Source organism: Streptomyces sp. NPDC048424 (genome assembly GCF_040651555.1).
Lineage (GTDB): Bacteria > Actinomycetota > Actinomycetes > Streptomycetales > Streptomycetaceae > Streptomyces.
In genome coordinates this window covers 24,443-49,770 of sequence record NZ_JBEZKE010000023.1, presented here as the reverse complement: position 1 = coordinate 49,770, position 25,328 = coordinate 24,443, and the positions used below count along the sequence as shown (strand labels likewise).

Here is a 25,328-nt window from a genome sequence, read left to right as displayed (position 1 = left end):
GTGCCAACGGCCTGTCAGGCGCTGGTGCTGGGGGCGCTGGTTCCGGGGGCGTTGACGCGGACGACCTCGCCGATGACGATGACGGCCGGCGGGCGGACCTCCTCGGCGCGGACCCGCTCGCCGACCGTGGCGAGGGTGGCGTCCACCCGGCGCTGGGTGGCGGTGGTGCCCTCCTGGACGACCGCGACGGGGGTGTCGGCCGCGCGGCCGTGCCGTACGAGCGCCTCGGCGATCAGGCCGATCTTGTCGACGCCCATGAGGATCACCAGGGTGCCGGTGAGCTTTGCGAGGGCGGCCCAGTCCACGAGGGAGCGCGCGTCGTCGGGTCCGACGTGCCCGCTGACCACGGTGAACTCGTGGGCGACGCCCCGGTGGGTGACCGGGATGCCGACGGCGCCGGGCACCGAGATGGAGCTGGAGATGCCGGGCACGACGGTGCACGGGATGCCCGCCTCCGCCAGCGCCTGGAGCTCCTCCATGCCGCGGCCGAAGACGTACGGGTCCCCGCCCTTGAGCCGCACCACGGCCTTGCCGGCCTTGGCGTGCTCGATCAGCGCGTTGTTGATGGCTTCCTGGGCCATGAACCGGCCGTACGGGATCTTCGCTGCGTCGATGACCTCGACGTGCGGGGGAAGCTCGTCGAGCAGGTCGCGGGGGCCGAGCCGGTCGGCGATGACCACGTCGGCCTCGGCGAGGAGGCGGCGGCCGCGCACGGTGATGAGGTCGGGGTCGCCGGGCCCGCCGCCGACGAGGGAGACGCCGGGGGTGCGGGGGCGGGCGGCGGTGAGGGTGCCGTCGCGCAGCCCCTCGACGACGGCGTCCCGGACGGCGGCGGAGCGGCGGGGGTCGTTGCCGCTCAGCACGGCGACGGTGACGCCCTCCACGCGGCCGGTGGCCGGGGTCCAGGCGGTGGCGGCCTCGGCGTCGTCGGCGCGCACGCACCAGATCCGCTCGCGCTCGGCTTCGGCGGAGGCGGCGTCGTTCGCGGCCCGGTCCCGGGTGGCGATGAGCGCGTACCAGGCACCGGCCAGGTCACCGTCCTCGTAGCGGCGGCGCTCCCAGCGGATCTCGCCGGTCTCGGCCATGGCGTCCACGGAGGGGGTGGCGGAGGGCGAGACGAGCAGGACGTCGGCGCCGGCCGCGACGAGCGCGGGGAGGCGGCGCTGGGCGACCTGGCCGCCGCCGATGACGACGACGCGGCGGCCGGCGAGTCGGAGTCCTACGGGGTAGGCGGGGGTGTCGGCCATGGCGGTTGCGGCTCCTGGGGGGCGGCGGTGCGGTGCTCTTGAGTGCCGCTGCGGCGCTGGAGCGGCGGGGTACTGACGTGCGGTGATGCGGTGCTGGTCCACCATACGGCGCGGGCCGTCCCGCAGCGCGGACGGGTCCCATGCCCAACCCGCCGGGGCACCGCCCCGCACCCCGCGCCTCAATCGCCGGCGAGGCCGAATTGCGCGGGGCGCGGCCCTGCCCGGCTCGGGTCACCCGAGGTCGCAGCTGTAAGCCCGGTGTCCCGGGGGGGGGTGGCTTCGCGGTGGGCGGTACCGGGCCCGGGGTCTCGGCCGTGGGGCCGGGTTCAGGGGGCGGGCTTCGCGGTGGGGCGGTACCGGGCCCGGGGTCTCGGCCGTGGGGCCGGGTTCAGGGGGGCGGCTTCGCGGTGGGGCGGTGCGGTGCCGAGCCACGCGGGCCGATGCCCTACCCCCCGGCCCGGCACCCTTGTCTGGGTCGGGTCGGGGTTGGCACCTACCCGGGATCTCGGCCCTGAGCCTGGCATCCGGGGGCCCGGCTTCGCGGTGGGGCGGTGCCGGGACCGGGGTCTCGGCCGTGAGGCCGGGTTCAGGGGGGCGGCTTCGCGGTGGGGCGGTGCCCCTCCGGGGCGTCTCCTCGGCTCGCGAACCCTTGGCCTGACCGGCCCGTTGCCCGGCGATGGGTTCGCTCGACCTGCGGGGACGCCCCGGAGTGTCCCCACCCCACGGCACACCCACCAGCCAGCCGATTCCCCTCCGGCCAGTCCGGACTGGCCGGCCGGTCCGGACTGGCCGCGCACAATCCAGCCTCGCCGCCCACCATCCAGGCTCTCGCTGCCAACCACCCTCGCCGAACACCATCCGGGCTCGCCCGCACCACCCGGCCCCGCCGCGCACCATCCAGCCCCGCCGGCGTTTGAGGCGCGGGGACTGGGGCGGAGCTCCGGGCAGTGAGCCGCACCCGGCCACCCAACCGCCGACCTGCCGCCCACCATCTGGGCTCGCCGCGCACAGTTCAGCCCCGCCGCGCACCATCCAGCCTCGCCGGCGTTTGAGGCGCGGGGTCCGGGGCGGAGCCCCGGGCAGTGAGCCGCACCCGCCCACCCAGCAGCCCACCCCGCCGCGCACCATCTGGGCTCGCCCCGGACAATCCGGGCTCGCCGCGCACGGTTCAGCCTCGCCGCGCACACTCCAGCCCCGCCGGCGATTGAGGCGCGGGGTTCGGGGCGGAGCCCCGGGCAGTGAGCCGCACCCAGCCGCCCCGCCGCGCACTATCTGGGCTCGCCCCGGATGATCTGGGCTCGCACAATTCAGCCTCGCCGGCGTTTGAGGCGCGGGGTTCGGGGCGGAGCCCCGGGCGGTGAGGCGCACCCGTTTACCCAGCCGCCGCCCGCCCCGGACAATCCGGGCTCGCACAAATCCAGCCTCGCCGGCGATTGACGCGCGGGGTCTGGGGCGGAGTCCCGGGCAGTCAGGCGCAGCCGGCCAACCAGCAGCCGCGCCGCCGCGCGCAATCCAGGCCCGCCAGGAATGGTGGCGGGTTACTTTTCCGTGACGCCGGCCGAGTCGAAGGTGGCGACCTCGTGCATCGCGCGGGCCGCGCTCTGGACCAGCGGGAGGGCCAGCAGCGCGCCCGTGCCCTCGCCGAGGCGGAGGTCCAGGTCGACCAGGGGGCGCAGGCCGAGCTTGTTCAGGGCCGCCACGTGCCCCGGCTCCGCGCTGCGGTGGCCCGCGATGCACGCCGAGAGGGACTCGGGGGCGATGGCCCGGGCCACCAGGGCGGCCGCGCCCGCGCTGACGCCGTCCAGGATCACGGGAGTGCGGAGGGAGGCTCCGCCCAGGAGCAGGCCGACGATCGCCGCGTGCTCCAGGCCACCGATGGCGGCGAGGACGCCGATCGGGTCCGCCGGGTCCGGCTGGTGGAGGTCAAGGGCGCGGCGTACGACCTCGACCTTGCGGGCGTGCGTCTCGTCGTTGATGCCGGTGCCGCGGCCCGTGACCTCCGCCGGGTCGACGCCCGTGAAGACCGAGATGAGCGCGGCGGAGACCGTGGTGTTCGCGATGCCCATCTCACCGGTGAGGAGGGCCTTGTTGCCCGCCGCCACCAGGTCGCGGGCCGTCTCGATGCCGACCTCGATGGCCGCGATCGCCTCCTCGCGGGTCATCGCCGGGCCGACCGAGAGGTCGGCCGTGCCCGGGCGGACCTTGCGCGGGAGCAGGCCCGGCGTGGCCGGGAGGTCGCCGGCGACGCCGACGTCGATCACGCAGACCTCCGCGCCGACCTGGTTCGCGAACGCGTTGCAGACCGCGCCGCCGCCCAGGAAGTTGGCCACCATCTGCGTGGTGACCTCCTGGGGCCAGGGGGTGACGCCCTGGGCGTGCACCCCGTGGTCACCGGCGAAGATCGCGACCGCGGCCGGCTCCGGGATCGGCGGCGGGCAGACCCGCGAGAGGCCGGACAGCTGCGCGGAGATGATCTCCAGCATGCCCAGGGCCCCGGCGGGCTTGGTCATGCGCTTCTGCCGCTCCCACGCCTCGCCGAGCGCCTTCGCGTCGAGCGGGCGGATGCTGGCGACCGTCTCCGAGAGCAGGTCGTGCGGCTCCTCGCCGGGCAGCGCGCGGCGCCCGTACGTCTCCTCGTGGACGACCCACGAGAGCGGCCGCCGCTGGGACCAGCCGGCCTGGGCCAGCTCGGGCTCCTCCGGGAACTCGTCGACGTAGCCGACGCACAGGTAGGCGACGACCTCCAGGTGCTCCGGCAGGCCGAGCGCGCGGACCATCTCGCGCTCGTCGAAGAAGCTGACCCAGCCGACGCCGAGGCCCTCGGCGCGGGCGGCGAGCCAGAGGTTCTCGACGGCGAGGGCCGAGGAGTACGGGGCCATCTGCGGCTGGGTGTGCCGGCCGAGGGTGTGGCGGCCGCCGCGGGTGGGGTCGGCGGTGACGACGATGTTCACCGGGGTGTCGAGGATGGCCTCGATCTTGAGTTCCTTGAACTGCTTCGCCCGGCCCTTGGGCAGCGACTTCGCGTAGGCCTCGCGCTGGCGCTGGGCGAGCTCGTGCATCGTCCGGCGGGTCTCGGCGGAGCGGATGACGACGAAGTCCCAGGGCTGGGAGTGGCCGACGCTGGGTGCGGTGTGGGCCGCCTCCAGGACGCGGAGCAGCACCTCGTGCGGGATCGGGTCGGTACGGAAGCCCTTGCGGATGTCGCGGCGCTCGCGCATGACGCGCAGGACGGCCTCGCGCTCGGCGTCGTCGTAGGCGGGGGCCGGGTCGCCCGCGTGCTCGGCGGGGGCGAGTGCCTCCTGCTGGGCTTCGGGCTGGGCCTCGGCCGGGGCGATCGGCTCGGGCCGGGCCTCGACGGGCTCCGGCTGTACCGGCTCGGGGGCGACGGCCTCGACCGGCGCGACCTCGATCGGCTCCGGCTCGACGGCCTCGGGCTGCGCTTCGAGCGGCTCGGGCTGGACCGGTTCGGCGGCGACGGCCTCGACGGGGGCGACGGGCTCCGGGGCGACCTCGATCAGCTCCGGCGCGACAGGCTCTACGGGAGCGACGGGCTCGACCGCGACGGGCTCGACCGCCTCGACCGCGGCGACCGGCTCCGGCTGGGCCTCGACGGGCTCGGGCTGGACCGGCTCGGCGGCGACGGCCTCGACGGGGGCGACGGGCTCCGGGGCGACCTCGATCAGCTCCGGCGCAACAGGCTCCACGGAAGCGACGGGCTCGACCGGCTCGGAGGGCTGGACGGGCTCGGCTGCCGCGGGCGCCGCCTCGGCCACGACGACCTCGGGCTGCTCGGCCTGCTCGGGCTGCTCGGGCTGAACCACCGTTTCTGCGGGGACCGCGAGCGGCTCCGGCTCCACGGGCGGCTGCGCGGGCTCGACGGCCTGCACGGGCTCGGCCTCCGCCACCGGCTCGGGCGCGGCCACCGGCTCGGGCGCGGCCACCGGCTCCGCTGCCCAGGGGGCCCCGGCCTGCGGCGGGATCTCGCCCGGCTGCGGGGCGGGGGACGCGACGGCCTCCGCGCGCGGGACGTCCAGGTACTCCGGGCCCGTGGTCGGCGGCCCCGCCTGGCGGAGCGGAACGGGCGCCACCGGGGTGGTCAGCACGGCGGCCATCGGGGCGGCGGGAGCGGGGGCCGCGGCCGGGCCGCGGTCCGCGAGGGAACGTACGACCCCGCCGGTGGCCTCGGGCACGGGCGGACCCATGTGCAGCGGGCGGCGGACGGGGGCCGCGGGGGCCACCGGAGCGGCGGGGGCTGCCGCCGGCGGCGGGACGACGAGCCCGCCGAGGTCGAGCGCGCCGGAGTCACGGCCGCCCGCCTCGTGCGCACCCGCGCTGTACCCGGCGTCGGGGAAGGAGGACTGGGGGAATCCGGGGTACGCGGCGGGCTCGGGGAACCCGGCCGGCTCGGGGTACGCCGGGGCCTCGGGGTACCCGGGCCCGGCGCCGTAGGACGCGTCGGTGTACACCGGCGGCTCGGGGAGCTGGGGGTCCACGGGGAAGACGGGGGCCGGCGGGACGACCTGCGGGTCGCTCCACGCGCCCTGGCCGCTCGGCATCAGCAGCAGTTCCTCATCCTCCGGCTCGGCCGGGTTGTCCATGAGGTCCTGGAAGGCGTAGCCGCCGGGAATCGGTGCCGGGATCTGGACCGGAGCGGGGACGCCCTGCTGATCCACCATGCCCGCGCTGTCCGGGAGACCCTCGCCCGGTACCTGGCCGGTGTCAGTCATGCTTACCCCTCGCCCATCGGTTCTGCCTCGTCGGTCGCCCGGTCGCCCACGAGGCCTCCAAGCGGAGTTGCCGTGCGGGGCCGGCGTGCGACGGGTCCGTCTCACATCCGCCTGCACGACAACCACTAAGCATTGTCGCGCCCGTTAGCCATCGTGGCGGCCATAACCGCCGCGGTCCTCTGTGGACTGCGCCACGTCGCGCGTTCCGGCGGTGTCGCGATGCCCGAAACGTCGAGGCAGTACGACGATCGGCCAGCCTACCCCGGCCCTCGTCTCAGCGGGTCACAGGGCGTTCTGCCGACAGGAGGAACACCACGGAACGGTCCTGTTCGGCCCAGGTGCGGGGGTCCAGGGCGACGGACTGGAGCAGGGCGCACTCGACGGCGTACCCGTGTTCGGTGAGGGCGCGGCCGATGGCCTCCGCCTCGTCGCGGGTGGAGGCGTGGCTGACGATCCGTTCGGGGCGGCGGTCGGCGACGGCCGCGACGACCTCGGCCCCGCCGCCGCCGACGCGGACGACGTCGGGCTCGGGCAGGTTCTCCAGTACGTGCGGTGCGCGCCCGGCGACGACCTGGAGCTGCACTCCGCGCTTGCGGGCGGCGGCAGTTGTGCGTTCACAGGCGCGCGGGTCGGCGTCGACGGCGATGACGGCGGCGCCGAGGGCGGCGGCGTCGACGGCCACGCCGCCGGAGCCGGCGCCGATGTCCCAGACGAGGTCGCCGGGGCGCGGTCCGAGCCGGGCGAGCTGGGCGGCGCGCAGCTGCGCCGACTCCCCTTCACCCGTGTCGGGCTGCGGGCGGGCCCAGCCGCGGTCGGCGGAGAGGGCGGGGCTCTGGCCGAGCAGCCAGCCCGGGTCGGCGGCCGGGGCCTGTCCGCCGCCGCCGATGACGATGACGACGTTGGGGTCGCGCCAGCTGTGGTCGGCGGCCTTGTCGGAGGTGAGGACGCTCACCTGCTCGCGGTCCGTGCCGAGTTCCTCGCAGACGACGAAGGTGCGGTGGACTCCGTCGAGGAGCAGTGCGAGTTCGGCGGGGCCGGCGCCGGGCGAGGTGAGGACGGCGACCTTGGCGTGGGCGCGGCAGACGTTGACGGCGCGGCGCAGGGTGCGGGGGTGGGCGACGACGACCTGGGCGTCGTCCCAGGGCATGCCGGCGCGGGCGAAGGCGGCGGCCACGGAGGAGACGGCCGGGACCACCTCGACCTCCAGGCCGTGCTCCGGGGCGCGCAGGGTGCGTACGACGCCGAAGAAGCCGGGGTCCCCGTCGGCGAAGACGACCGCGGTGCCGCGGTGGCCGGCGATGCGACGGGCGGCGAGGCCGAGGCTGCCGAGGCGGATGCGTTCGGCGGTGGGCGGGACCTCGGGGAGCGCGAGGTGGTGCGCGGCGCCGGCCACGAGGGTGGCGGCGGAGAGCGCGGACCGGGCGGCCGCGGTCAGGGGCGAACCGTCCCAGCCGATCACCGTGACCCGGTCGGCCATCGTCGTCAGTCTCCTGGTGTGGGGGCGGGGCGAAGTGTGGTCGGGGCGGGCACGGTGAGACTACCCGGTCATAGGTTCAGTTCCAGTCGGCGCCGACGGTGCGGCCGTGCGCGTCGGCGCGCTGCCCGAAGGCGGTGCTGCCCGCGTAGCCGTCGTAGGAGTCGTAGCCGTCGTATCCGTCGCCTTCGTCGAGGTCCTCGGGGACGAGGCTCCAGATGATGAGGTCGGTGCGGGTGTCGGTCCAGCCGCCGTCGGGGGTCTGCGTGCGCACTATCCACGCGTTGCGCAGGACGCCTTCGCTGATGCAGCCGATCTTCTGGGCCACCTGCTGGGAGGCGGTGTTGTCGGCGGCGGTGCGCAGTTCGAGGCGCTCGAACCCCTGGTCGCGGAAGAGCCATTGGGCGACGGCCAGTACGGACTCGCTGGCGTAGCCCTCGCCGCGGGCCCAGGGGGCGGTGACGTAGCCGACCTCGGTGGCGCGGGTGTGCCAGTTGGTGTTCTGGAGGTGCACGATGCCGACGAGGCGCTGGGTGAGGAACTCGGTGACGGCGAAGACGATGCCGCGGCCCTCGGTCCGTTCGGCGTGGGAGTCCCGGGTGGCCCAGGCATGGGCGTCGGCGTGGGTGTAGGGGTGCGCCGCGGTGGTCCAGGCGGTGACGTACTCGTCGTTCATCATCTCGGTGAGCGCGGTGACGTCCTCTTCCTCGAAGGGGCGCAGCACCAGCCGGTCCGTGCTGATGGTGACGTCCGGGAAGGTGGTAGTCATGCGCAGCTCCATGCCTGAGAAACGTGGTGCGACCGTGGTGCGATGCGACCGTGGTGAGGGACCGTTCATGCGGGACCACCTCTAACGGGTCGTAGGCCACAGCATGCAGCATCGACCGGGGGATGTGCAGGGCCGGGTTGCCCGGAAGCGGGCAGAGCTCGGCCCCGCGCGCCGTCAGGGGCGTGCGGGGCCGAGATTCCTGACCGCGGGGCCGGGCCCTGGGGGCTGTCGGCCCGCCGGCTCAGGAGGCCGGGGTGCCGAAGGCCGGGATGACCGAGCCCTGGTACTTCTCCTCGATGAACTTCTTGACCTCGTCGGAGTTCAGGAGCTTGGCGAGCTTCTGGATCCGCGGGTCGTTCTGGTTGCCGTCCTTGACCGCGAGGAAGTTGGCGTAGGGGTTGCCCTCGGCCTTCTCCAGGATCAGCGCGTCCTTGGCGGGCGACAGCTTGGCCTCGATGGCGTAGTTGCCGTTGATGACGGCGGCGTCCACGTCGTTCAGGGCGCGCGGGACCGTGGCGGCCTCCAGCTCCTTGAACTCCAGGCCCTTCTTGTCGGTGATGTCGGACAGCTTGGCGCTGGTGCCGACACCCTCCTTGAGGGTGATCAGGTTGTTCGCGGCGAGCAGCTGCAGCGCGCGGCCCTCGTTGGTGGTGTCGTTGGGGACGGCTATGGTCTGGCCGGCCTTGATGTCGGCGATCGCCTTGACCTTCTTGGAGTAGAGGCCGAGGGGCTCCAGGTGCACGTTCACGACGGGCACGATGTGGGTGCCGTTCTTCTTGTTGAAGTCGTCGAGGTACGGCTTGTGCTGGAAGAAGTTGCCGTTGACCTGGCCCTGCTCGGTGGCGGTGTTCGGCAGGACGTAGTCCGTGAACTCCTTGACGTCGAGCTTGAGGCCTTCCTTCGCCGCGAGGTTGTTCTTGACGAAGTTCAGGATGTCGGCGTGCGGGCTCGGGGAGGCCGCGATGACGAGCGGCTTGCTCTCGTCGGCCTTGCCGCCGTCGGCCTTGGTGGAGGACGGGTCCGAGGAGCTGCCGCAGGCGGTGAGGCCGAGGGCGAGCGCGGTGGCCGTGGCGGCGAGGGCGGTGAGCTTGATGTTCTTACGCACGAAGAGTGCCTTTCTTGCTGAACAAGTACCGAGGACTTGCTGGTGGTGGCCCAAGCACGACAAGTGCGGGCTCTGTGGGGTGGGAAAGTCGGGGGTGGCCGGCGGGCCGGTCAGGCGGTGCGGCCGCGGCGGGCCAGGAGGCGGACGACGCCGTCGCCGATCAGCTGGATCGCGGTGACGAGGACGATCAGGACCGCGACGGTGGCGATCATGAAGCCGGTCTCGAAGCGCTGGAAGCCGTACGTGATGGCCTTGGAGCCGAGTCCTTCGCCGCCGACGGCGCCGGCCATGGCGGAGTAGCCGACGAGGGTGATGACGGTGGTGGTGACACCGGCGACCAGCGAGGGCAGGGCCTGCGGCAGGAGCACCTTGCCGACGAGGGTGGGGATGCCGCCGCCCATGGACTCGACGGCTTCGATCAGGCCGTGGTCCACCTCGCGGACGGCCGTCTCGACGAGCCGCGCGAAGAAGGGGACGGCGCCGATGGCCAGCGGGACGATCATGGCGGTGGGGCCGATGAAGGTGCCGACGACCGCGGTGGTGACCGGGATCAGGAAGATCAGCAGGATGATGAACGGCAGCGAGCGGCCCATGTTCACGATCACGCCGAGGACCTTGTTGAGCGGCTGGTTCTGCAGCAGGCCGCCCTTGTCGGTGAGCACGAGCAGGATGCCGAGGGGCAGTCCGCCGAGCACGGTCACCAGGGTGGACCACAGCACCATGTAGAGGGTGTCGTACGTGCCCTGGGTGAGCAGGGGCTGCATCTCGGACCAGGTCACTTCGCACCATCCTTGACCAGTGCGGCCAGTTCGTCGTCGATCTCGTCGATCTGCTCGGCCTCGTCGATCACGTCGACCTGGAGGCCCTGCTCGCGCAGGAAGCCCACCGGGACGACGTTGTCCTCGTAGCGGCCGGGCAGTTCGATGCGCATGCGGCCGATCAGCCGGCCGGCGACGGTGTCCATCGCGGCGCCGAGGATCGAGATGTCGATGTTGTACGTGCGCGAGAGCTGCGAGATGACCGGCTGGGCGGCGGCCTCGCCGTGGAAGGTGACGTCGACGACCGTGCGGTCGGGGCCGGTGGCGGCGCCGGTGACCGGGAAGAGCTCGCCGGCGAGCTCGGAGCCGGGGGTGGCGAGCAGTTCGGCGACCGTGCCGGATTCGACGATGCGGCCGTTCTTCATCAGGGCGGCCGAGTCGCAGACGGTCTTGACGACGTCCATCTCGTGCGTGATGAGCAGCACGGTGAGGCCGAGCTGCTGGTTGAGGTCGCGCAGCAGCCCCAGGATGGAGCGGGTGGTCTCGGGGTCCAGGGCGCTGGTGGCCTCGTCGGAGAGCAGCACCTTGGGGTCGCCGGCCAGGGCGCGGGCGATGCCGACGCGCTGCTTCTGGCCGCCGGAGAGCTGGGTGGGGTAGGCCTTGGCCTTGTCGGCGAGGCCGACCAGGTCGAGGAGTTCGAGGGCCTTGCGGGAGCGCTCGCGGCCGGAGACACCGAGGATCTCCAGGGGCAGTTCGATGTTGCCCTGGACGGTGCGCGAGGACAGCAGGTTGAAGTGCTGGAAGACCATGCCGATGCGGCTGCGGGCCTCGCGGAGCTCCTTGCCGGCTCGCCGGCCGCGGCCGGCGAGCGCGGTGAGGTCGACTCCGTCGACGCTCACGGTGCCGGTGGTGGGGCGCTCCAGCAGGTTCACGCAGCGGATCAGGGAGGACTTGCCGGCGCCGCTCTGGCCGATGACTCCGTAGACCTCGCCCTCGCGGACGTGGAGATCGACGCCGTCCAGGGCGGTGACCTCGCGGCCACGGGACTGGTAGACCTTCGTGAGGCCCGATGTGGTGATCACAGGATTTCCGTCGCTGTCGAGTGCACGGCGCAGCGGGGTGCCGTGCACGGGGCGAACATCTGGGGACGCGATACGGGACGAACCATCAGAAAACGATGACTTGGACGCATGCGCGGGGCAGGAGTGAGCCGTGCTGTTCATCAGCGGGTGACGCTCTGGCGCGGCTGGTCTCGCTTCGGGGCGCGAGGCTCAGGAAGGGGCCCTCAGAAGGCGCACATTCGACACATACAACGAGCACCGGGCGTCATCGTCGCCTCGGTCGCAAGGGTGCGGCTGCTCGTCGTGGTCATGGGCCCAAGTAAAGCAGACGTCTCCCCTGACCGATCAACGCTGTCCGGATAGCGGACGACTTCCGCCCGCATAGCGGACGCCTTCGGTCCGCACCCGGCACCACGCCGGCAAGCCTGACCTGCGTCGACACGGTCTGCTGACCCCACACGGACGCACCGGTCCACCGTCCGGTGGGAGGGGGCGTTGTGGTCAAGACCACGGTCCTCGCACCGCGCGGACGCGGGAGCCCGGGGCCGGCCGGAAGGGGCGCGCGCATCGGGTCTTTCGGCCCGTAATACCCTCGCTGCATGCTCGACGCCCTGACGGTCGCCATCGGCGTGGCCGCACTCGCCCTCGCCGCCTGGTGCGGCCACGCCGCATGGCGGGACCAGCCGACCAAGGACTGGCATTTCATCGGCATGGCCGTCGTGACCGTGCTGGTCCTGGCCCAGCTGGTGATCGGCCTGGTCAAGCTGGCGCAGGGCGAGAAGCCCGACGAGGGCACGGTGATCTTCGTGTCGTACCTGCTGGGCGCCTTCGCGGCGGTGCCGGCGGCCGGCATGCTCTCGCTGACCGAGCGGACCAGGTGGGGATCGGTGACGGTGGCCGCCGGCGCGGTCGTCCTCGCCGTCCTCGAAGTACGGCTCTACGACATCTGGGGAACCACCGGTGCCTGACGCTGAGACGAAGACCGCCACTCCCGCCGGGCGCAAGCGGCTGGTCTCCGGGCCCGGTCTGCTGCTGGTGTGGCTCTACGGGGTGATGGTGGTGGGCGCGGTCTCGCGCTCGGCCTTCCAGATCTCCACCGAGTTCGACAAGGCACCGCTCGCCTACTCGCTGTCGGCGGTGGCGGCGCTGGCCTACGCGTTCATCACGTACTCGTTGGTCCGCGGCGGGGAGACGGCCCGCAAGGCGGCGCTGGTCTGCTGCGCCGCCGAGCTCGCCGGCGTACTGGCCGTGGGCACCTGGACCCTGGTGAACCCCGACGCCTTCCCCGACACGACCGTGTGGTCGGCCTTCGGGATGGGCTACCTGTTCATCCCGGTGATCCTGCCGGTCACCGGGATGCTCTGGCTGCGCACGAAGCGCTGACTGCGCTGAACGGCTACGCGCTGACCGCGAAGTCGGTCGGGTCCTTGGCGTCCTTCTCCAGGATCACCAGCTGGACCCCGTCGGAAGCCGTGCGGCCGCCGACCTTGACGTAGCCGGCCTTGCGGTAGAGGCGCAGGTTGGACTCGCTCTTGTGGCCGGTGTGCAGACGGAAGCGCGTGGTGGTGCCGGGGCTCGCGAGGGCCTCCTCGACCGCGCGCAGCAGGCGCGCGCCGAGTCCGTGGCCCTGCAGGCGCGGGTGGACGCACAGCTTGGCGATCTTGCCGGTGCCGTCCTCGTCCACGTTGCCGCGCACGGTGCCGACGATCTCGTCGCCGAGCCGGGCCACCAGGACGGTGTCCGTGGCGAGCTCCCCCTTGAGGGAGTCCAGGGACTGGGTGAGCGGCTGGATGAGGTAGTTGCCGTACAGCTCGGCCTCGCGCTGGAAGGCCAGGTACTGCAGTTTGAAGATCTGCTCAGCGTCCTCGGCAGCCGCCGCCGAAATGGTCACGCTCATGCCCATGTGCGCATGCCTCCAGCTCACCTGGTAGCCCGTTGGTCTACCGCTCCTTTCCCCGAAGGCCAGGAGCCGCAACCTCTGCAGCCAGCATTCTGCGCAGACATCCCAGGCAACGGGAACGGACGGGCCCCAAACTTCCTTGTGAGATACCCAACTCTCCTGCGATTTCACGGTAAGTGAGGTCTCTGGGCGAAAGAAGTGCCTTCATCAGCTCCGGACAGCGTCCGGGCAACCGGGCGACCGCCGATCGGAGTGCGCGGTTCACCTCCCGGTCCAGAAGGGCGTCTTCCGGTTCGGCCCCCGCGGCCGGTTCGCGCCCGGCGGCCGGTTCGCCGCTCGCGCTGTCGCCGGCCGGCGGGCCGTCGTACGGGATCTCCCGCCTGGCCCGGCGCCGGGCCAGGCGGGCCTCCGCCCGTACCGCCCGGCGCAGCCAGCGCGCCGGCTCCGCCGGCTCGGCCGGATCGGGGGCGCGCCGGCCGCTCTCCAGCAGCCTGACCCAGACGGCTTGTTCCAGGTCGGCCGCGTCCACCCCGGTGCCCGCGGCCTCCGCCGCCGCCTCCGCGGAGAGCAGCGGGCCGAGCTTCTCAAAGAGGTCAGCCTTCAGCAGGTCCATGCCGGGCGGGACGAGTGGGCCGGGCCCGGCGGTTTCCCCGCCGGGCCCGGCCCACTCGTTCGGGAAGCAGCGCTCAGCCGTTGACGGGGCGTCGGCCCGGGCGGAAGGCCTCGGCCGCGAGCAGTCCGGTGTCCGGGTTGTCAGTGAAGATCCCGTCGATGCCCTGTTCGAAGTAGGTCCGGAAGGCGGCGAGGGCATCGCCGTAGGCGGCCGGATCCGTGCCCTTGCGGTACTCCGCCGGCAGGAAGCTGTTCTCGTTGCGCGCGGTGTAGGGGTGCAGCACCAGACCGCGCGCGTGCGCGTCCTTCACCAGGGTGGTCGGGGTCCCGAGCCGGCCGTCCGCCGTGCGCGGGAGGATCAGGTCCATGGTCGGGCCGATGCCCTGGGCGAAGCCGGAGATCCACTTCAGGCCCTCGGGCTTGACCAGGTCCGCGACCGTCCGCGGGTCCTTGGCCTGTTCGAAGTCCCAGGGGCGCGTGTTCGCCGCGGAGAGCAGCACCACGCGGGGCGCCGAGACGAGCCGGGAGAGCCGCTGGATGCTGGAGGGCTCGAAGGACTGGAGGAAGACGGCCGAATCGCGGCGGTCGCGCCCGTAGCGGCGCAGCAGCTTGGCGAGGGGCTCCTCCAGGCCGAGTCCGAGGCCGCGGAAGTAGCTGGGGTGCTTGGTCTCGACGTGCAGCCAGACCCGCTTGCCGCGCCGCTTGCCCTCGCGGTCGGCCCAGCGCAGCACCTCCTCGAAGGTGGGAACGGCCCACTGGCCGTCGTAGAGCGTGTTGCGCTGGCGGACTGCGGGGATACGTTCCTTCGCGCGCAGGGTCTTCAGCTCGGCGAGGGTGAAGTCCTCGGTGAACCAGCCGGTGACGGAGACCCCGTCGACGGACTTGGTGGTGCGCCGGGCGGCGAACCCGGGGTGGTCGGCGACGTCGGTGGTGCCGCCGATCTCGTTCTCGTGCCGGCACACCAGGTGCCCGTCCTTCGTCGGGACCAGGTCCTGCTCCACGACGTCGGCGCCCAGGTCGAGTGCCAGCTGGTAGGAGCCGAGCGTGTGCTCCGGCCGGTAGCCGCTGGCTCCGCGGTGGCCGATGACCGTGGGGTAGGGGAGGTCCCGGTACCCTCCGCCGCCGTGCCCGCCGCTCGTGGCGGACGCGGATCCCGCCGCGAGTCCGGTGATGCCGGCCCCGGCCGCCAGGACGGCCGCCCCCAGGACCGTGCGCCGCGCTGCCCCACCCTGTGTCATGAGTGCCACTCCTCGTCGTCGTGACGGGCGCGCGGTCCCGGGATCTCTGAGGTCTCGGCATCTCGCGGCCCGTGATCGGCGTGCCGATGGTAGGCAAAAGGCGGTGGCCGGAGGGGGTGCGGCGACGGCACATCCGGGGAACTTGGCGGAAACGTATGTCAACACTCCGTATCCGACACGTGAACCCGATGTGCGCTCGGACGTGACCCGCGAGTATCGTCCTCACCTGCACCACCGCCGTGTGGTGGGTGCCAGAACCCGCTTTTCGATGCCGGAGGGCCCACGTTGTTCCGTACGCGCCTCATCAAAGCCACTGTCGGACCGATCATGCGCATGATGTTCCGCACCCGTGTGGAGGGCATCGAGAACATCCCCGGCGAAGGAGCGGTGATCCTGGCGGGCAACCACCTCACCTTCATCGACTCCATGATCCTTCCGCTGCTGTGCGACCGTACGGTCCACTTCATCGGCAAGGACGAGTACGTGACGGGCAAGGGCGTCAAGGGTCGCGTCATGGCCTGGTTCTTCAGCGGCTCCGGCATGATCCCCGTAGACCGTGACGGGGCCAACGGCGGAGTCGCGGCCCTGATGACCGGCCGCCGGATCCTCGAAGAGGGCAAGGTCTTCGGCATCTACCCCGAGGGCACCCGCTCCCCCGACGGCCGGCTCTACCGCGGCCGCACCGGCATCGCCCGCCTGACCCTGATGACCGGGGCCCCCGTGGTGCCGTTCGCGGTGATCGGCACCGACAAGCTCCAGCCCGGCGGCGCCGGCATGCCGCGCCCGGGCCGCGTCACCGTCCGCTTCGGCGAGCCGATGGAGTTCTCCCGCTACGAGGGCATGGACCGCGACCGCTACGTGCTGCGCGCCGTCACCGACTCGGTGATGGCCGAGGTCATGCGGCTCTCGGGCCAGGAGTACGTGGACATGTACGCGACGAAGGCGAAGGCCGCGTAGCGGTCACTGCCTGCGCAGGGACCGGCTGACGCCCGCCGCCGTGGTGGTGGCGAGGATCCAGCCGGTCACGATCAGCAGGTACGACAACCACTGGTACCAGCCGCTCGGCGCGTAGGCGGACTCCTGCCCGAAGCCGATGATGGGCAGCATCAGGTCGATCGTGTAGAAGACCGCGTTGAAGTCCGGCGCCTCGCCCTGTTTGAGCGGGCGGGGCGGGGCGAGCGAGTAGGCGATCGTCCCGGTCAGCAGGAGCGCCAGCAGCCAGCCCGTGGCCCGCAGCGGCCGGAAGCCGTACCCGACGGTGGCGTCCTGGAGGAGCCCCCACAGGCGCGTGTACCGGGGCAGGGTGCGGCGGTGCCGGCGCAGCTTGGCGAGCTGGACGGTCCGGGCGGCCGCCTCGTCGCCCGCCGTACGGTAGGCCCCGGCGAGCTGTTCGTAGGCGTACGAGAGGTAGCCCGACTCCTCGTGCTCCAGAGCGGGCAGCCGCTGCTCCGCGGGCAGGTGGGGGGCGAGCGTGCGGTAGGTGAGCCCGTCGATGCGGATCGTTTCCGGCCAGGTTTCGGGCGGGATGTGCAGCATGTCGACCTGGGAGCGCCGCAGGTTCAACCCGCCCCGGAGGGTCTCGCAGTTCCTCAGCCACACCTCCCCGATGACGCAGCTGGAGGCGCGCAGGGCGACCCCGTCGGGGCTGTCGAAGACGGCGCGGCTCAGGTTGAGCTGGCCCGGTATGCGCGAGCCCGTGAGGTTGACGGTGCCGCGGGCCTCCAGCCGGTGGCCGCGCAGGTCGGTGCCGACGGTGAGGTTCTCGGCGTGCAGGGCGATGCCGCCGGGGGCGAGCAGGCGGGAGTCGTCGAGGTTGACCTGGCCGCCGACGGTCGCGCCGTTCATGCGCGTCCGGCCGTGGACGGTGAGGTCCATGGCGATGATGTCCGTGCCGATGTCGACGTGGTTGAGCTGGAGCGCGGGCTCGTCCGCCTCCTCGCCGGCCGAGGGGCCGATCACCGCCCCCTGGAGGAAGATCCCGCCGGTGATGCGGGCGCCCTGCAGGCGGACCGGGCCCGTGATCCGGCAGCAGGAGAGCCGCAGGACCACGTCGACGCGCAGGGTGGCCGCGGTGAGGCCGGGGAGGGTGGAGTAGCCGAGCACGAGGGCCCGCAACTGGGCCCCGTACAGCAGGGGTTTGCGCTCGAACCAGCAGTCGCGCAGCCGGATGGGGTGGTCGACGACCGCGTACCGGAGGTCGAGCTTGCCGACGATCTTCGCGCCCTTGACCTTCAGTCCGGCGACCCGGCCCGGCTCGGTGCGGCCGGCGCCCAGCAGCAGGGCGCGCAGCACCTCGGCGCGGACGGTCCGGTCCGGCCCCCAGCCGGCTCCGTCCACGGAGCTGTCGTCGGGGTGCTCGCGGAAGTCGACGCCCTCGCCGCGCGGGAAGGCGTCCCAGATGCGGCGCTCGGCCGGGGTCAGGTCGTTGATCTCCATCGCCGGGATGGTGTCCCGCGGTTCAACGGACTGTCAACTCCGTTCGGGACACCACCCGCTGGCGGGACGTCAGTGCTCGATGCCGTCCTGGAGCCGCTGGCCCTTCAGCAGGAACCAGGCGGCCGCGGCGGTGGCCAGCAGCACGGCCGCACCGACGCCGGAAGCGAGGCGCAGGCCGTCCACGAAGGCGTCCTGGGCGGCGCCCACCATCTGCGTGGCGGTGGCCGGGTCCAGTGACTTGGCGGCTTCGACGGCCCCGCCGAGGGATTCGTGCGCGGCGTCGGCCACCGGCCCCGCGGCGCCGGCCGGGGCGGTGAAGCCCTGGTATACGCCGGTGACGATCGAGCCGAGCAGGGCGATGCCGAGGGCGGCGCCGAGTTCGTACGCGGTCTCGGAGACGGCGGAGGCCGAACCGGCCTGCTCCTTGGGCACGCTGGAGAGGATGACGTCGGCGGTGACGGTGAAGGAGAATCCGGCGCCGAGGCCGACGACGAGCAGGGCCGCGCCGAGCACCGGGTAGCCGCTCTCCTTGTGGATCACGGTCAGGACGGCCAGGGCCAGGCCGATGGCGGCGAGGCCGCCGGCCACGATGGACCGTACGGAGTACTTGCGGGCGTACCTGCCCGCGATGAGGCCGGTGACCACCGCGCCGACGGCGGCGGGCAGTTCGGCGAGGCCGGCCTCCAGCGGGCCGCGGCCCTGTACGAGCTGGAGGAACTGCGAGAGGAAGAAGACCAGTCCGGAGAGGCCGAAGACGGTGAGCAGGTCGGCGAGGACCGCGCCGGAGAAGCCGCGGTGCTTGAAGAGCCGCATGTCGAGCAGCGGGGACGGCAGGGTGAACTGGCGGCGGACGAAGGCGTACAGGGCGCCCGCGCCGAGCCCGGCGGTGGCCACGACCTCCCAGGTCAGACCATGGGTGGCGACTTCCTTGACGGCGTAGACCACGCTGATGACGCCGACGAGGGAGAGGCCTACGCTGACCAGGTCCCAGGGCCCGGCGACCGGGTTCTTGGACTCGGGCAGCAGCTTGATGCCGACGAGGACCAGGGCGAGCATCACGGGGAGGTTGATGAGGAAGACCGAGCCCCACCAGAAGTGCTGGAGCAGGGCTCCGCCGACGACGGGGCCGACGGCCGCGCCGGCCGAGGCGGTGGCGCCCCAGATGCCGATGGCGAGGCTGCGCTCCTTGGGGTCGTGGAAGATGTTGCGGATCAGCGCGAGGGTGGACGGCATCAGGGTGGCGCCGGCCACGCCGAGCAGGGCCCGGGCGACGATCATCATCTCGGGGCTGGTGGCGTAGGCGTTGAGGACCGAGACGGCGCCGAAGGCGGTGGCGCCGACGAGGAGCAGTTTCTTCCGGCCGATGCGGTCGCCGAGGCTGCCCATCGACACCAGGAGTCCGGCGATGACGAAGGAGTAGATGTCGCCTATCCACAGCAGCTGGGTGCCGGACGGCTTGAGGTCCTCGCTGAGCGAGGGGGTGGCGAGGCCGAGTACGGTGGCGTCCACCGCGACCAGCAGCACGGCCAGGACGAGCACGGAGAGCGCGAGCCAGCGCCCCTTGCTCTTCCCCTCCGTCCCCGTCTGCCTGCTCAGCTGTTCGGTACGGCTCATTTCTCCACACTCCGTCTGGCGCCACCGAGCAGCAGCTCGATGATCATGTACTGAAAGTCCTTGGCGGCGACCCGGCCGTCCATGACGGCCCAGGCGCAACTGCCGATGAGGCCGTAGAGGGCCTCGGTGAGCCATGCCGGGCTCAGGTCGATCCGGATGTCGCCCTCTTCCTGGCCGCGCCGGAACAGGGCGGTGACGCGGGCGTCGAGCCGGGACCATCCCTCGTTGATCTGGTCACCTTCGAACAGCTGGTTCTCGGTGACGAGGAAGGCCAGCAGTTCGGCGTTGGGCTCGGCCTCGGCGACGAGGCGTCTGAGCGCCTCCACGGCCGTCCCCTCGTCGAGGCGGGCGTTGTCGAAGGCCACCTCGAACTCCCGGATGCCGAGCTCTTCGAGGGCCCGTACGAGGGCGTCGCGCCCGGCGAAGTGCCGGTGGAGGGTCGCGCGCCCGATTCCGGCGGCGCGGGCGACCTCGTCCATCGTGGCGGTCGATTTGCGGGAGAGCAGGGCGGCCGCGTCGCGGAGCACCTGGTCACGATCCATGGCCATGAGACAAGCATACCCCGAATGAGACGTCACTGTCTCATTCGGCTCGAAAATGAGCTGCCTGAGGGCGGCCGGAACGGAATCCTGCCCCGATGAAGCCACTACTGCTGATCGATGTCGACGGACCACTGAACCCCTACGCGGCCAAGGCCCAGCGCCGCCCCGAGGGCTACACCACCCACCGGATGCGGCCGACGGGCTGGCGGGAGGCGGAGAGCGCGAAGCCGTTGCGGGTCTGGCTGAATCCCGCCCACGGGAAGGAGCTGCTCGCACTGGCGGACGCGTACGAACTGGTGTGGGCCACCACCTGGAAGGACGAGGCGAACGACTGGATAGGCCCCCACCTCGGCCTGCCCCGGCTCCCCTTCATCGACTGGCCGTCGATGCACGGCCGGGCGCCGCGCGGCACCTTCTGGAAGACCCAGTACATCCTCGAATACGCGGGCGGGCGCCCCTTCGCGTGGATCGACGACGACATCGGGGCCATGGACCACGAGTACGTCGAGCGGCACCACCTGGCGCACGCCCTGCTGCTGCGGATCGACGAACGGATCGGACTGCTCCGCGAGGACTTCGACGCCCTGGCCGCATGGGCGGCACCACGGCCAGATGGACACAGACAGTGATTCGATCATCACTACCCGTGTTCGCGATGCTGATGCGGACTGTGATCATTTGGAGTGACCGTGCCCCGGGAGCCTTCCCCCACCGGCCCGGGACCCGGGAGGCTGCTCTTCAGTGAGCCCTTACCCGGGGCGGGTTCACCTGCACTGATTCCGTCTTCAGCAGGGAGAGAACCATGAACACATCACGCAAGCTCGCCTTCGGCGTCACCGCGCTGGCCCTGACGGTCGGCGGCGTCGTCGCCGTCTCCTCCGCGTCGGCCGAACCGCAGCAGGCCGCCCGGGCGGCGGCCACCACCACCGCCTGGGCCAAGATCTCCGCGAACGGACAGTTCCTCGGCGCGCAGGGCATCACCGGCACCGTCAACCACTTCGGCAACGGCCGCTACAACATCACCACGACTTCCAACCTCAACAATTGCGCCCTCCTGGGCACCATCAACACCAACGGCGGCGGCGACCCCGGTCCGGGCAGCTCGTCCATCCTGGTCGGCCAGTTGAACACGAACACGCTCTTCGTCCGCACCGCGACGCCGTCCGCGGGCGGCAACCCCGCCGTCGACAGTGACCGGCCGTTCTCGATCAGCGTCGTCTGCCTGTAACGCCGAAGGGGCGGGGGAGCCCATCCGCTCCCCCGCCCCCGGCAATGCCCGGTACTACTGCTTGTGGACCGCCCAGGCGTGCTGGATGACCAGGTCGGCCTTCAGCTCGGTCAGCTGGACCGCGACCGCCGAAGGGGCGGTGCCACCACGGCCGTTGCGGGAGGCGAGGGCGCCCTTGACGTTGAGGACGGTACGGACCTCGGGGGTCAGGTGCTCCGAGATCTTCGCGAACTGCTCGTCCGTCAGCTCGTCCAGCTCGATGTCGAGCGCCTCGCACTCCTTGACGCACTCACCGGCCACCTCGTGCGCCACCCGGAACGGCACGCCCTGCTTGACCAGCCACTCCGCGATGTCGGTGGCGAGCGAGAAGCCCGCCGGGGCCAGCTCCTCCATCCGCTCCCGATTGACCGTGAGGGTGGCCATCATGCCGGTGAAGGCCGGCAGCAGGACCTCGAGGGTGTCGCAGGAGTCGAAGACCGGCTCCTTGTCCTCCTGGAGGTCCCGGTTGTACGCCAGGGGCAGCGCCTTGAGCGTGGCGAGCAGACCGGTCAGGTTGCCGATGAGGCGGCCCGACTTGCCCCGCGCCAGCTCCGCGATGTCCGGGTTCTTCTTCTGCGGCATGATCGACGAGCCGGTGGAGAAGGCGTCGTGCAGGGTCACGAAGGAGAACTCCTTCGTGTTCCAGATGATGATCTCCTCCGCGATCCGGGACAGGTTGATCCCGATCATCGCGGTGACGAAGGCGAACTCGGCGACGAAGTCGCGCGAGGCCGTGCCGTCGATGGAGTTGCCGACCGAGCCCCGCTCGAAGCCCAGGTCGGCGGCGACCGCCTCCGGGTCCAGGCCCAGCGAGGAACCGGCCAGCGCCCCCGATCCGTACGGGGAGACCGCGGTGCGGGTGTCCCACTGCCGCAGCCGCTCCGCGTCCCGGGACAGGGACTGCACGTGGGCCAGTACGTGGTGGGCGAAGAGCACCGGCTGCGCGTGCTGGAGGTGGGTCCGCCCCGGCATCGCCACGTCCGCGTGGCTCTCGGCGAGGCCGACCAGCGCGTCCTGGAGGTCCGCGATCAGGCCGCCGATGATCCGGGCGTGGTCGCGCAGGTACATCCGGAAGAGGGTGGCCACCTGGTCGTTGCGGGAGCGCCCGGCGCGCAGCTTGCCGCCGAGGTCGGCGCCGAGCCGCTCCAGCAGGCCCCGCTCCAGGGCGGTGTGCACGTCCTCGTCGGCGATGGTGCCGGTGAAGGAGCCGTCGGCGACGTCGGCCTCCAGCCGGTCCAGCCCGGCGATCATGCGGTCGAGCTCTTCGGCCGTGAGCAGGCCCGCCTTGTGGAGCACGCGGGCGTGGGCGCGCGAGCCGGCGATGTCGTAGGGCGCGAGGCGCCAGTCGAAGTGGACCGACGCGGACAGCTTCGCGAGGGCCTCGGCGGGACCGTCGGCGAACCGGCCGCCCCAGAGCCGGACGTCACCGTTGTTGCTGCTCACAGCTACTGCTCCTCAAGACTGCATGGCATGTACGGCATGCCTCTGGATGTGAAACCGCCTCCCCGCCGCGGAGGAAACGGGGAGGCGGTCACGTACTGCTGATCGGTCAGGCGAGGTCGCGCCGCGCCGCGATCTTCGAGGAGAGGCCGAAGATCTCGATGAAGCCCTGCGCCTTGGACTGGTCGAAGGTGTCGCCCGAGTCGTAGGTCGCGAGGTTGAAGTCGTAGAGCGACTCGTCCGACTTCCGGCCGGTGACGACGGCGCGGCCGCCGTGCAGCGTCATCCGGATGTCACCGGTGACGTGCTGGTTGGCCTCGTTGATGAAGCCGTCCAGCGCCCGCTTGAGCGGGGAGAACCACAGGCCGTCGTAGACCATCTCGCCCCAGCGCTGCTCGACCTGCCGCTTGTAACGGGCCAGCTCGCGCTCGACGGTGACGTTCTCCAGCTCCTGGTGGGCGGTGATCAGCGCGATCGCACCCGGGGCCTCGTACACCTCGCGGGACTTGATGCCCACGAGACGGTCCTCGACGATGTCGATCCGGCCGATGCCCTGGGCGCCGGCGCGGTCGTTGAGCTGCTGGATCGCCTGGAGCACGGAGACGGGCTTGCCGTCGATGGCGACCGGGACGCCCTCCTTGAAGGAGATGACGACCTCGTCGGGCTCGCGCGGCAGGGCCGGGTTCGAGGTGTACTCGTAGATGTCCTCGATCGGGGCGTTCCAGATGTCCTCCAGGAAGCCCGTCTCGACGGCGCGCCCGAAGACGTTCTGGTCGATGGAGTACGGCGACTTCTTGGTGGTCGCGATCGGGAGCTGCTTCTCCTCGCAGAAGGCGATCGCCTTGTCGCGGGTCATCGCGTAGTCGCGGACCGGGGCGATGCACTTGAGGTCCGGGGCGAGGGCGACGATGCCCGCCTCGAAGCGGACCTGGTCGTTGCCCTTGCCGGTGCAGCCGTGGGCGACGGTCGTGGCGCCGTGCTTCTTGGCGGCGGCGACCAGGTGCTTGACGATGGCCGGCCGGGAGAGCGCCGAGACCAGCGGGTACCGGTCCATGTAGAGGGCGTTCGCCTTGATCGCCGGGAGGCAGTACTCGTTGGCGAACTCGTCGGAGGCGTCGGCGACCTCGGCCTCGACCGCACCGCAGTCGAGCGCGCGCTTGCGGATGACGTCCAGGTCCTCGCCGCCCTGGCCGACGTCCACGGCAACGGCGATGACCTCGGCGCCCGTCTCCTCGGCGATCCAGCCGATGGCGACGGAGGTGTCCAGGCCGCCCGAGTAGGCGAGTACGACGCGCTCGGTCACGGGTTTCTCCTTACGGTGCATTCAACGACAGGCATAACTATGCACTACTCCGTATGTTTCGTCAATCGACCCCGCCGCGAGGCTCCTGACCTGCGCGAATATGGGGCGCGCGACCATCCGCCCACGGCTTAGGCTCGCCGGGTACGCGTGGACAGGGGAGGGCACATGAGCGCCTGGGAACGACAGGACGTGGAGAACGGGCGGGCCGCCGCGGCGGGACTGCTCGCCGGCAGGCGCGTCGGGATCGGCGGAGTCCGCCTCCCCGACCGGCCGGCGGCCTGGACCGCGTTCGACGAAGAGGTCCGCCGGGCCCGCGCCCAGGGCGCCTCGCTGCCGTGCTTCGACCGCCCGGAGACCCGCCTGTGCCACCGGGACGGCCGGATCCGCGAGGCCGCGCTCGACGAGCCGGACCCGGCGCTCCCGCTCGTCGCGATCCGGTGTGCCGACTGGGTCCCGGCGGTGCGCAAACGCGCCCGCCGGCTCCTCGGCCAGGCCCTGGCCGCCGACCCCGCGCGGACGCTGACCGACCTGACCCCGCTGGTCCTGCGGCTGGGACGACGGGGACAGGGCGCCTGGGCGCTGGAGCGGTTCGAGGCCGCCCTGCGCGCCGAGGACCCCGTCCTCGCCCCGTGGTGGCGGCCGGCCCGGCCCGCGACCTGGTGGCGGGCCGAGCGGCCCGCGCACACCCGCACCGGCGAGGAGCCCGACACCGTACTGGCGTGGCTGCGGTGGAACCCGGACCTGGAGACCCGGCGCTTCGCCACCCGGATCACCCTCGACCTCGGGCTCTTCGGCGTACGGGAACTGGCCCGGCGGGCCGCCGTCGAGCAGGACCCGGTGACGAGCACGCTGTGGACCGACGCCGCCCTGACCGCGCTGGCCGCCGGGGCTCCGGGCGACGGTGCTCCGGCCGACGGGCCGGACCGGGCCGACGTCGACGCGGACACCGACGCGGACGCGGCCGTCGACGCCCTGCTGGGCGGGCACCTCCCGATGGTCCGGGCCGCCGGGGTCACCGCGCTGCGCCGGGCCGGGCGGGCCGCCGAGGCCGTGCACCACCTCACCGACCGTTCCGGAACGGTCCGGGCCTGCGCCCGCTGGCTGCTGCGCCAGGGCGGGGGCGATCCGTACGCGCACCTGCGCGAGCTGGTCGAGGACCCGGACCGGATCGACCGGTACGTCGTGACGGGCTTCGCCGAGTGCGCCGGCCGCGCGGACGCCCCGCTGCTGCGCGCCCTGCTGGACCACCCCGCCGGGGCGGTCCGGGCGGCGGCCGTCGCGGGGCTGCGCCACCTGGACGTCACCGACCTCGGGCTGCTGCGGCCGCTGCTGGACGACCCCTCGCCGGGCGTGGCCCGGGAGGCCTCCCTCAGCCTGCGCGCCTCGGCGGGGCAGCTGCCCGCCGACTGGCTGCTGGCCCGCATCGCCCCCGGCCTGCCGCGCCACGGCCGCCTGGCGGCGTACCGCGTCCTGCACGCCCGGGGCGGCGTGGCCGGACTGCGGGCCTCCGTGGAACTGCTGACCGACGAGGACGCGGGGTTGCGCGTGCTCGCCGGGCAACGCCTCGGGAGCCTGTGGTCCCCCTGCCGGCCGCCCGCCCTTCCGATCGGGGACCCGGAGGTCGGCGCCCTTCTGGACCGCTGCACCGGCGTGTTCAGCGACTACGTCCTGTCGCAGATGCGCTCACAGCTCGGACTCCCCCGCACGGGATCCGCGACGGAAGGACACTGATCGGCACGGGAAGTCCCACCCTCCACGCGGAGCACTTCGGCCGCAAGACGGACGAGGAGTTCGCCGCGTACTGCGAGAGGAAGGAGTACATCGAGGCGAGCCTC

The 25,328-nt window shown here is 72.4% G+C and carries 21 protein-coding genes; 6 read left to right on the top strand and 15 right to left on the bottom strand.

The window, feature by feature from the left end; all coding sequences use genetic code 11:
- Positions 1-14 precede the first annotated feature (14 nt).
- The 7 genes from cobA to AB0D29_RS27755 all read right to left on the bottom strand — a co-directional run bounded on the left by cobA (position 15) and on the right by AB0D29_RS27755 (position 11,162).
- Positions 15-1,247, bottom strand: coding sequence for a uroporphyrinogen-III C-methyltransferase (cobA, locus tag AB0D29_RS27785; RefSeq protein ID WP_362857969.1), 1,233 nt, complete (start codon positions 1,245-1,247; stop codon positions 15-17).
- A gap of 1,538 nt (positions 1,248-2,785) precedes the next feature.
- A complete protein-coding gene (gene cobT, locus AB0D29_RS27780; protein WP_362857967.1) occupies positions 2,786-5,974 on the bottom strand; it encodes a nicotinate-nucleotide--dimethylbenzimidazole phosphoribosyltransferase in 3,189 nt (1,062 codons plus the stop codon).
- 274 nt (positions 5,975-6,248) lie between these two features.
- Entirely contained in the window at positions 6,249-7,451 is a 1,203-nt protein-coding gene (gene cbiE, locus AB0D29_RS27775; RefSeq protein ID WP_362857966.1) for a precorrin-6y C5,15-methyltransferase (decarboxylating) subunit CbiE, read from the bottom strand.
- Between the two features lie 76 nt (positions 7,452-7,527).
- Positions 7,528-8,217, bottom strand: a complete 690-nt coding sequence (locus AB0D29_RS27770) for a GNAT family N-acetyltransferase (protein WP_362857964.1) — start codon at positions 8,215-8,217, stop codon at positions 7,528-7,530.
- Between the two features lie 241 nt (positions 8,218-8,458).
- Entirely contained in the window at positions 8,459-9,322 is an 864-nt protein-coding gene (locus AB0D29_RS27765; protein WP_362857963.1) for a MetQ/NlpA family ABC transporter substrate-binding protein, read from the bottom strand.
- Between the two features lie 110 nt (positions 9,323-9,432).
- Entirely contained in the window at positions 9,433-10,101 is a 669-nt protein-coding gene (locus AB0D29_RS27760) for a methionine ABC transporter permease (protein ID WP_362857962.1), read from the bottom strand.
- Complete coding sequence (locus tag AB0D29_RS27755) at positions 10,098-11,162, bottom strand: ATP-binding cassette domain-containing protein (protein ID WP_362857960.1); 1,065 nt, start codon at positions 11,160-11,162, stop codon at positions 10,098-10,100. Before AB0D29_RS27755 ends, AB0D29_RS27760 begins: the two co-directional genes overlap by 4 nt.
- A 578-nt stretch (positions 11,163-11,740) precedes the next feature.
- Here AB0D29_RS27755 and AB0D29_RS27750 point away from each other — a divergent pair.
- Together AB0D29_RS27750 and AB0D29_RS27745 are read left to right on the top strand one after the other, a co-directional pair.
- Entirely contained in the window at positions 11,741-12,109 is a 369-nt protein-coding gene (locus AB0D29_RS27750; RefSeq protein ID WP_362857958.1) for a hypothetical protein, read from the top strand.
- A complete protein-coding gene (locus AB0D29_RS27745; protein ID WP_362857957.1) occupies positions 12,102-12,524 on the top strand; it encodes a hypothetical protein in 423 nt (140 codons plus the stop codon). The genes AB0D29_RS27750 and AB0D29_RS27745 overlap by 8 nt, the downstream gene beginning before the upstream one ends.
- A gap of 13 nt (positions 12,525-12,537) precedes the next feature.
- Here AB0D29_RS27745 and AB0D29_RS27740 read toward each other — a convergent pair whose 3' ends face one another.
- The 3 genes from AB0D29_RS27740 to AB0D29_RS27730 all read right to left on the bottom strand — a co-directional run bounded on the left by AB0D29_RS27740 (position 12,538) and on the right by AB0D29_RS27730 (position 14,891).
- Entirely contained in the window at positions 12,538-13,044 is a 507-nt protein-coding gene (locus AB0D29_RS27740; RefSeq protein WP_362857955.1) for a GNAT family N-acetyltransferase, read from the bottom strand.
- A gap of 37 nt (positions 13,045-13,081) precedes the next feature.
- Complete coding sequence (locus tag AB0D29_RS27735) at positions 13,082-13,654, bottom strand: sigma-70 family RNA polymerase sigma factor (RefSeq protein WP_362857954.1); 573 nt, start codon at positions 13,652-13,654, stop codon at positions 13,082-13,084.
- A 73-nt stretch (positions 13,655-13,727) separates the two neighbouring features.
- Positions 13,728-14,891, bottom strand: coding sequence for a glycerophosphodiester phosphodiesterase (locus AB0D29_RS27730; protein WP_362857952.1), 1,164 nt, complete (start codon positions 14,889-14,891; stop codon positions 13,728-13,730).
- Positions 14,892-15,218: 327 nt separating this feature from the next.
- Here AB0D29_RS27730 and AB0D29_RS27725 point away from each other — a divergent pair, with 327 nt between their 5' ends.
- Positions 15,219-15,848 (top strand): lysophospholipid acyltransferase family protein, encoded by a 630-nt coding sequence (locus tag AB0D29_RS27725; protein WP_362857950.1) that lies wholly within the window; start codon positions 15,219-15,221, stop codon positions 15,846-15,848.
- Positions 15,849-15,851: 3 nt separating this feature from the next.
- Here AB0D29_RS27725 and AB0D29_RS27720 read toward each other — a convergent pair whose 3' ends face one another.
- The 3 genes from AB0D29_RS27720 to AB0D29_RS27710 all read right to left on the bottom strand — a co-directional run bounded on the left by AB0D29_RS27720 (position 15,852) and on the right by AB0D29_RS27710 (position 19,489).
- A complete protein-coding gene (locus AB0D29_RS27720; RefSeq protein WP_362857949.1) occupies positions 15,852-17,327 on the bottom strand; it encodes a membrane-associated oxidoreductase in 1,476 nt (491 codons plus the stop codon).
- 69 nt (positions 17,328-17,396) lie between these two features.
- A complete protein-coding gene (locus AB0D29_RS27715) occupies positions 17,397-18,941 on the bottom strand; it encodes an MFS transporter (RefSeq protein ID WP_362857947.1) in 1,545 nt (514 codons plus the stop codon).
- Positions 18,938-19,489, bottom strand: a complete 552-nt coding sequence (locus AB0D29_RS27710) for a TetR/AcrR family transcriptional regulator (protein ID WP_030706189.1) — start codon at positions 19,487-19,489, stop codon at positions 18,938-18,940. Before AB0D29_RS27710 ends, AB0D29_RS27715 begins: the two co-directional genes overlap by 4 nt.
- Before the next feature lie 89 nt (positions 19,490-19,578).
- Between AB0D29_RS27710 and AB0D29_RS27705 the strand changes: the two genes are divergently transcribed.
- On the top strand, positions 19,579-20,112 hold the full coding sequence (locus tag AB0D29_RS27705) for an HAD domain-containing protein (RefSeq protein ID WP_362857945.1): 534 nt from the start codon (positions 19,579-19,581) through the stop codon (positions 20,110-20,112).
- A gap of 173 nt (positions 20,113-20,285) precedes the next feature.
- Entirely contained in the window at positions 20,286-20,711 is a 426-nt protein-coding gene (locus AB0D29_RS27700) for a hypothetical protein (protein ID WP_362857943.1), read from the top strand.
- 54 nt (positions 20,712-20,765) lie between these two features.
- On the opposite strand, the gene argH is transcribed toward AB0D29_RS27700, so the two are convergent.
- Both argH and AB0D29_RS27690 read right to left on the bottom strand, forming a co-directional pair.
- Positions 20,766-22,193, bottom strand: coding sequence for an argininosuccinate lyase (gene argH, locus AB0D29_RS27695; protein ID WP_362857941.1), 1,428 nt, complete (start codon positions 22,191-22,193; stop codon positions 20,766-20,768).
- A 106-nt stretch (positions 22,194-22,299) separates the two neighbouring features.
- Positions 22,300-23,493, bottom strand: a complete 1,194-nt coding sequence (locus AB0D29_RS27690; RefSeq protein WP_030765556.1) for an argininosuccinate synthase — start codon at positions 23,491-23,493, stop codon at positions 22,300-22,302.
- A 165-nt stretch (positions 23,494-23,658) separates the two neighbouring features.
- Here AB0D29_RS27690 and AB0D29_RS27685 point away from each other — a divergent pair, with 165 nt between their 5' ends.
- On the top strand, positions 23,659-25,224 hold the full coding sequence (locus AB0D29_RS27685) for a hypothetical protein (RefSeq protein WP_362857939.1): 1,566 nt from the start codon (positions 23,659-23,661) through the stop codon (positions 25,222-25,224).
- Positions 25,225-25,328: the final 104 nt, after the last annotated feature.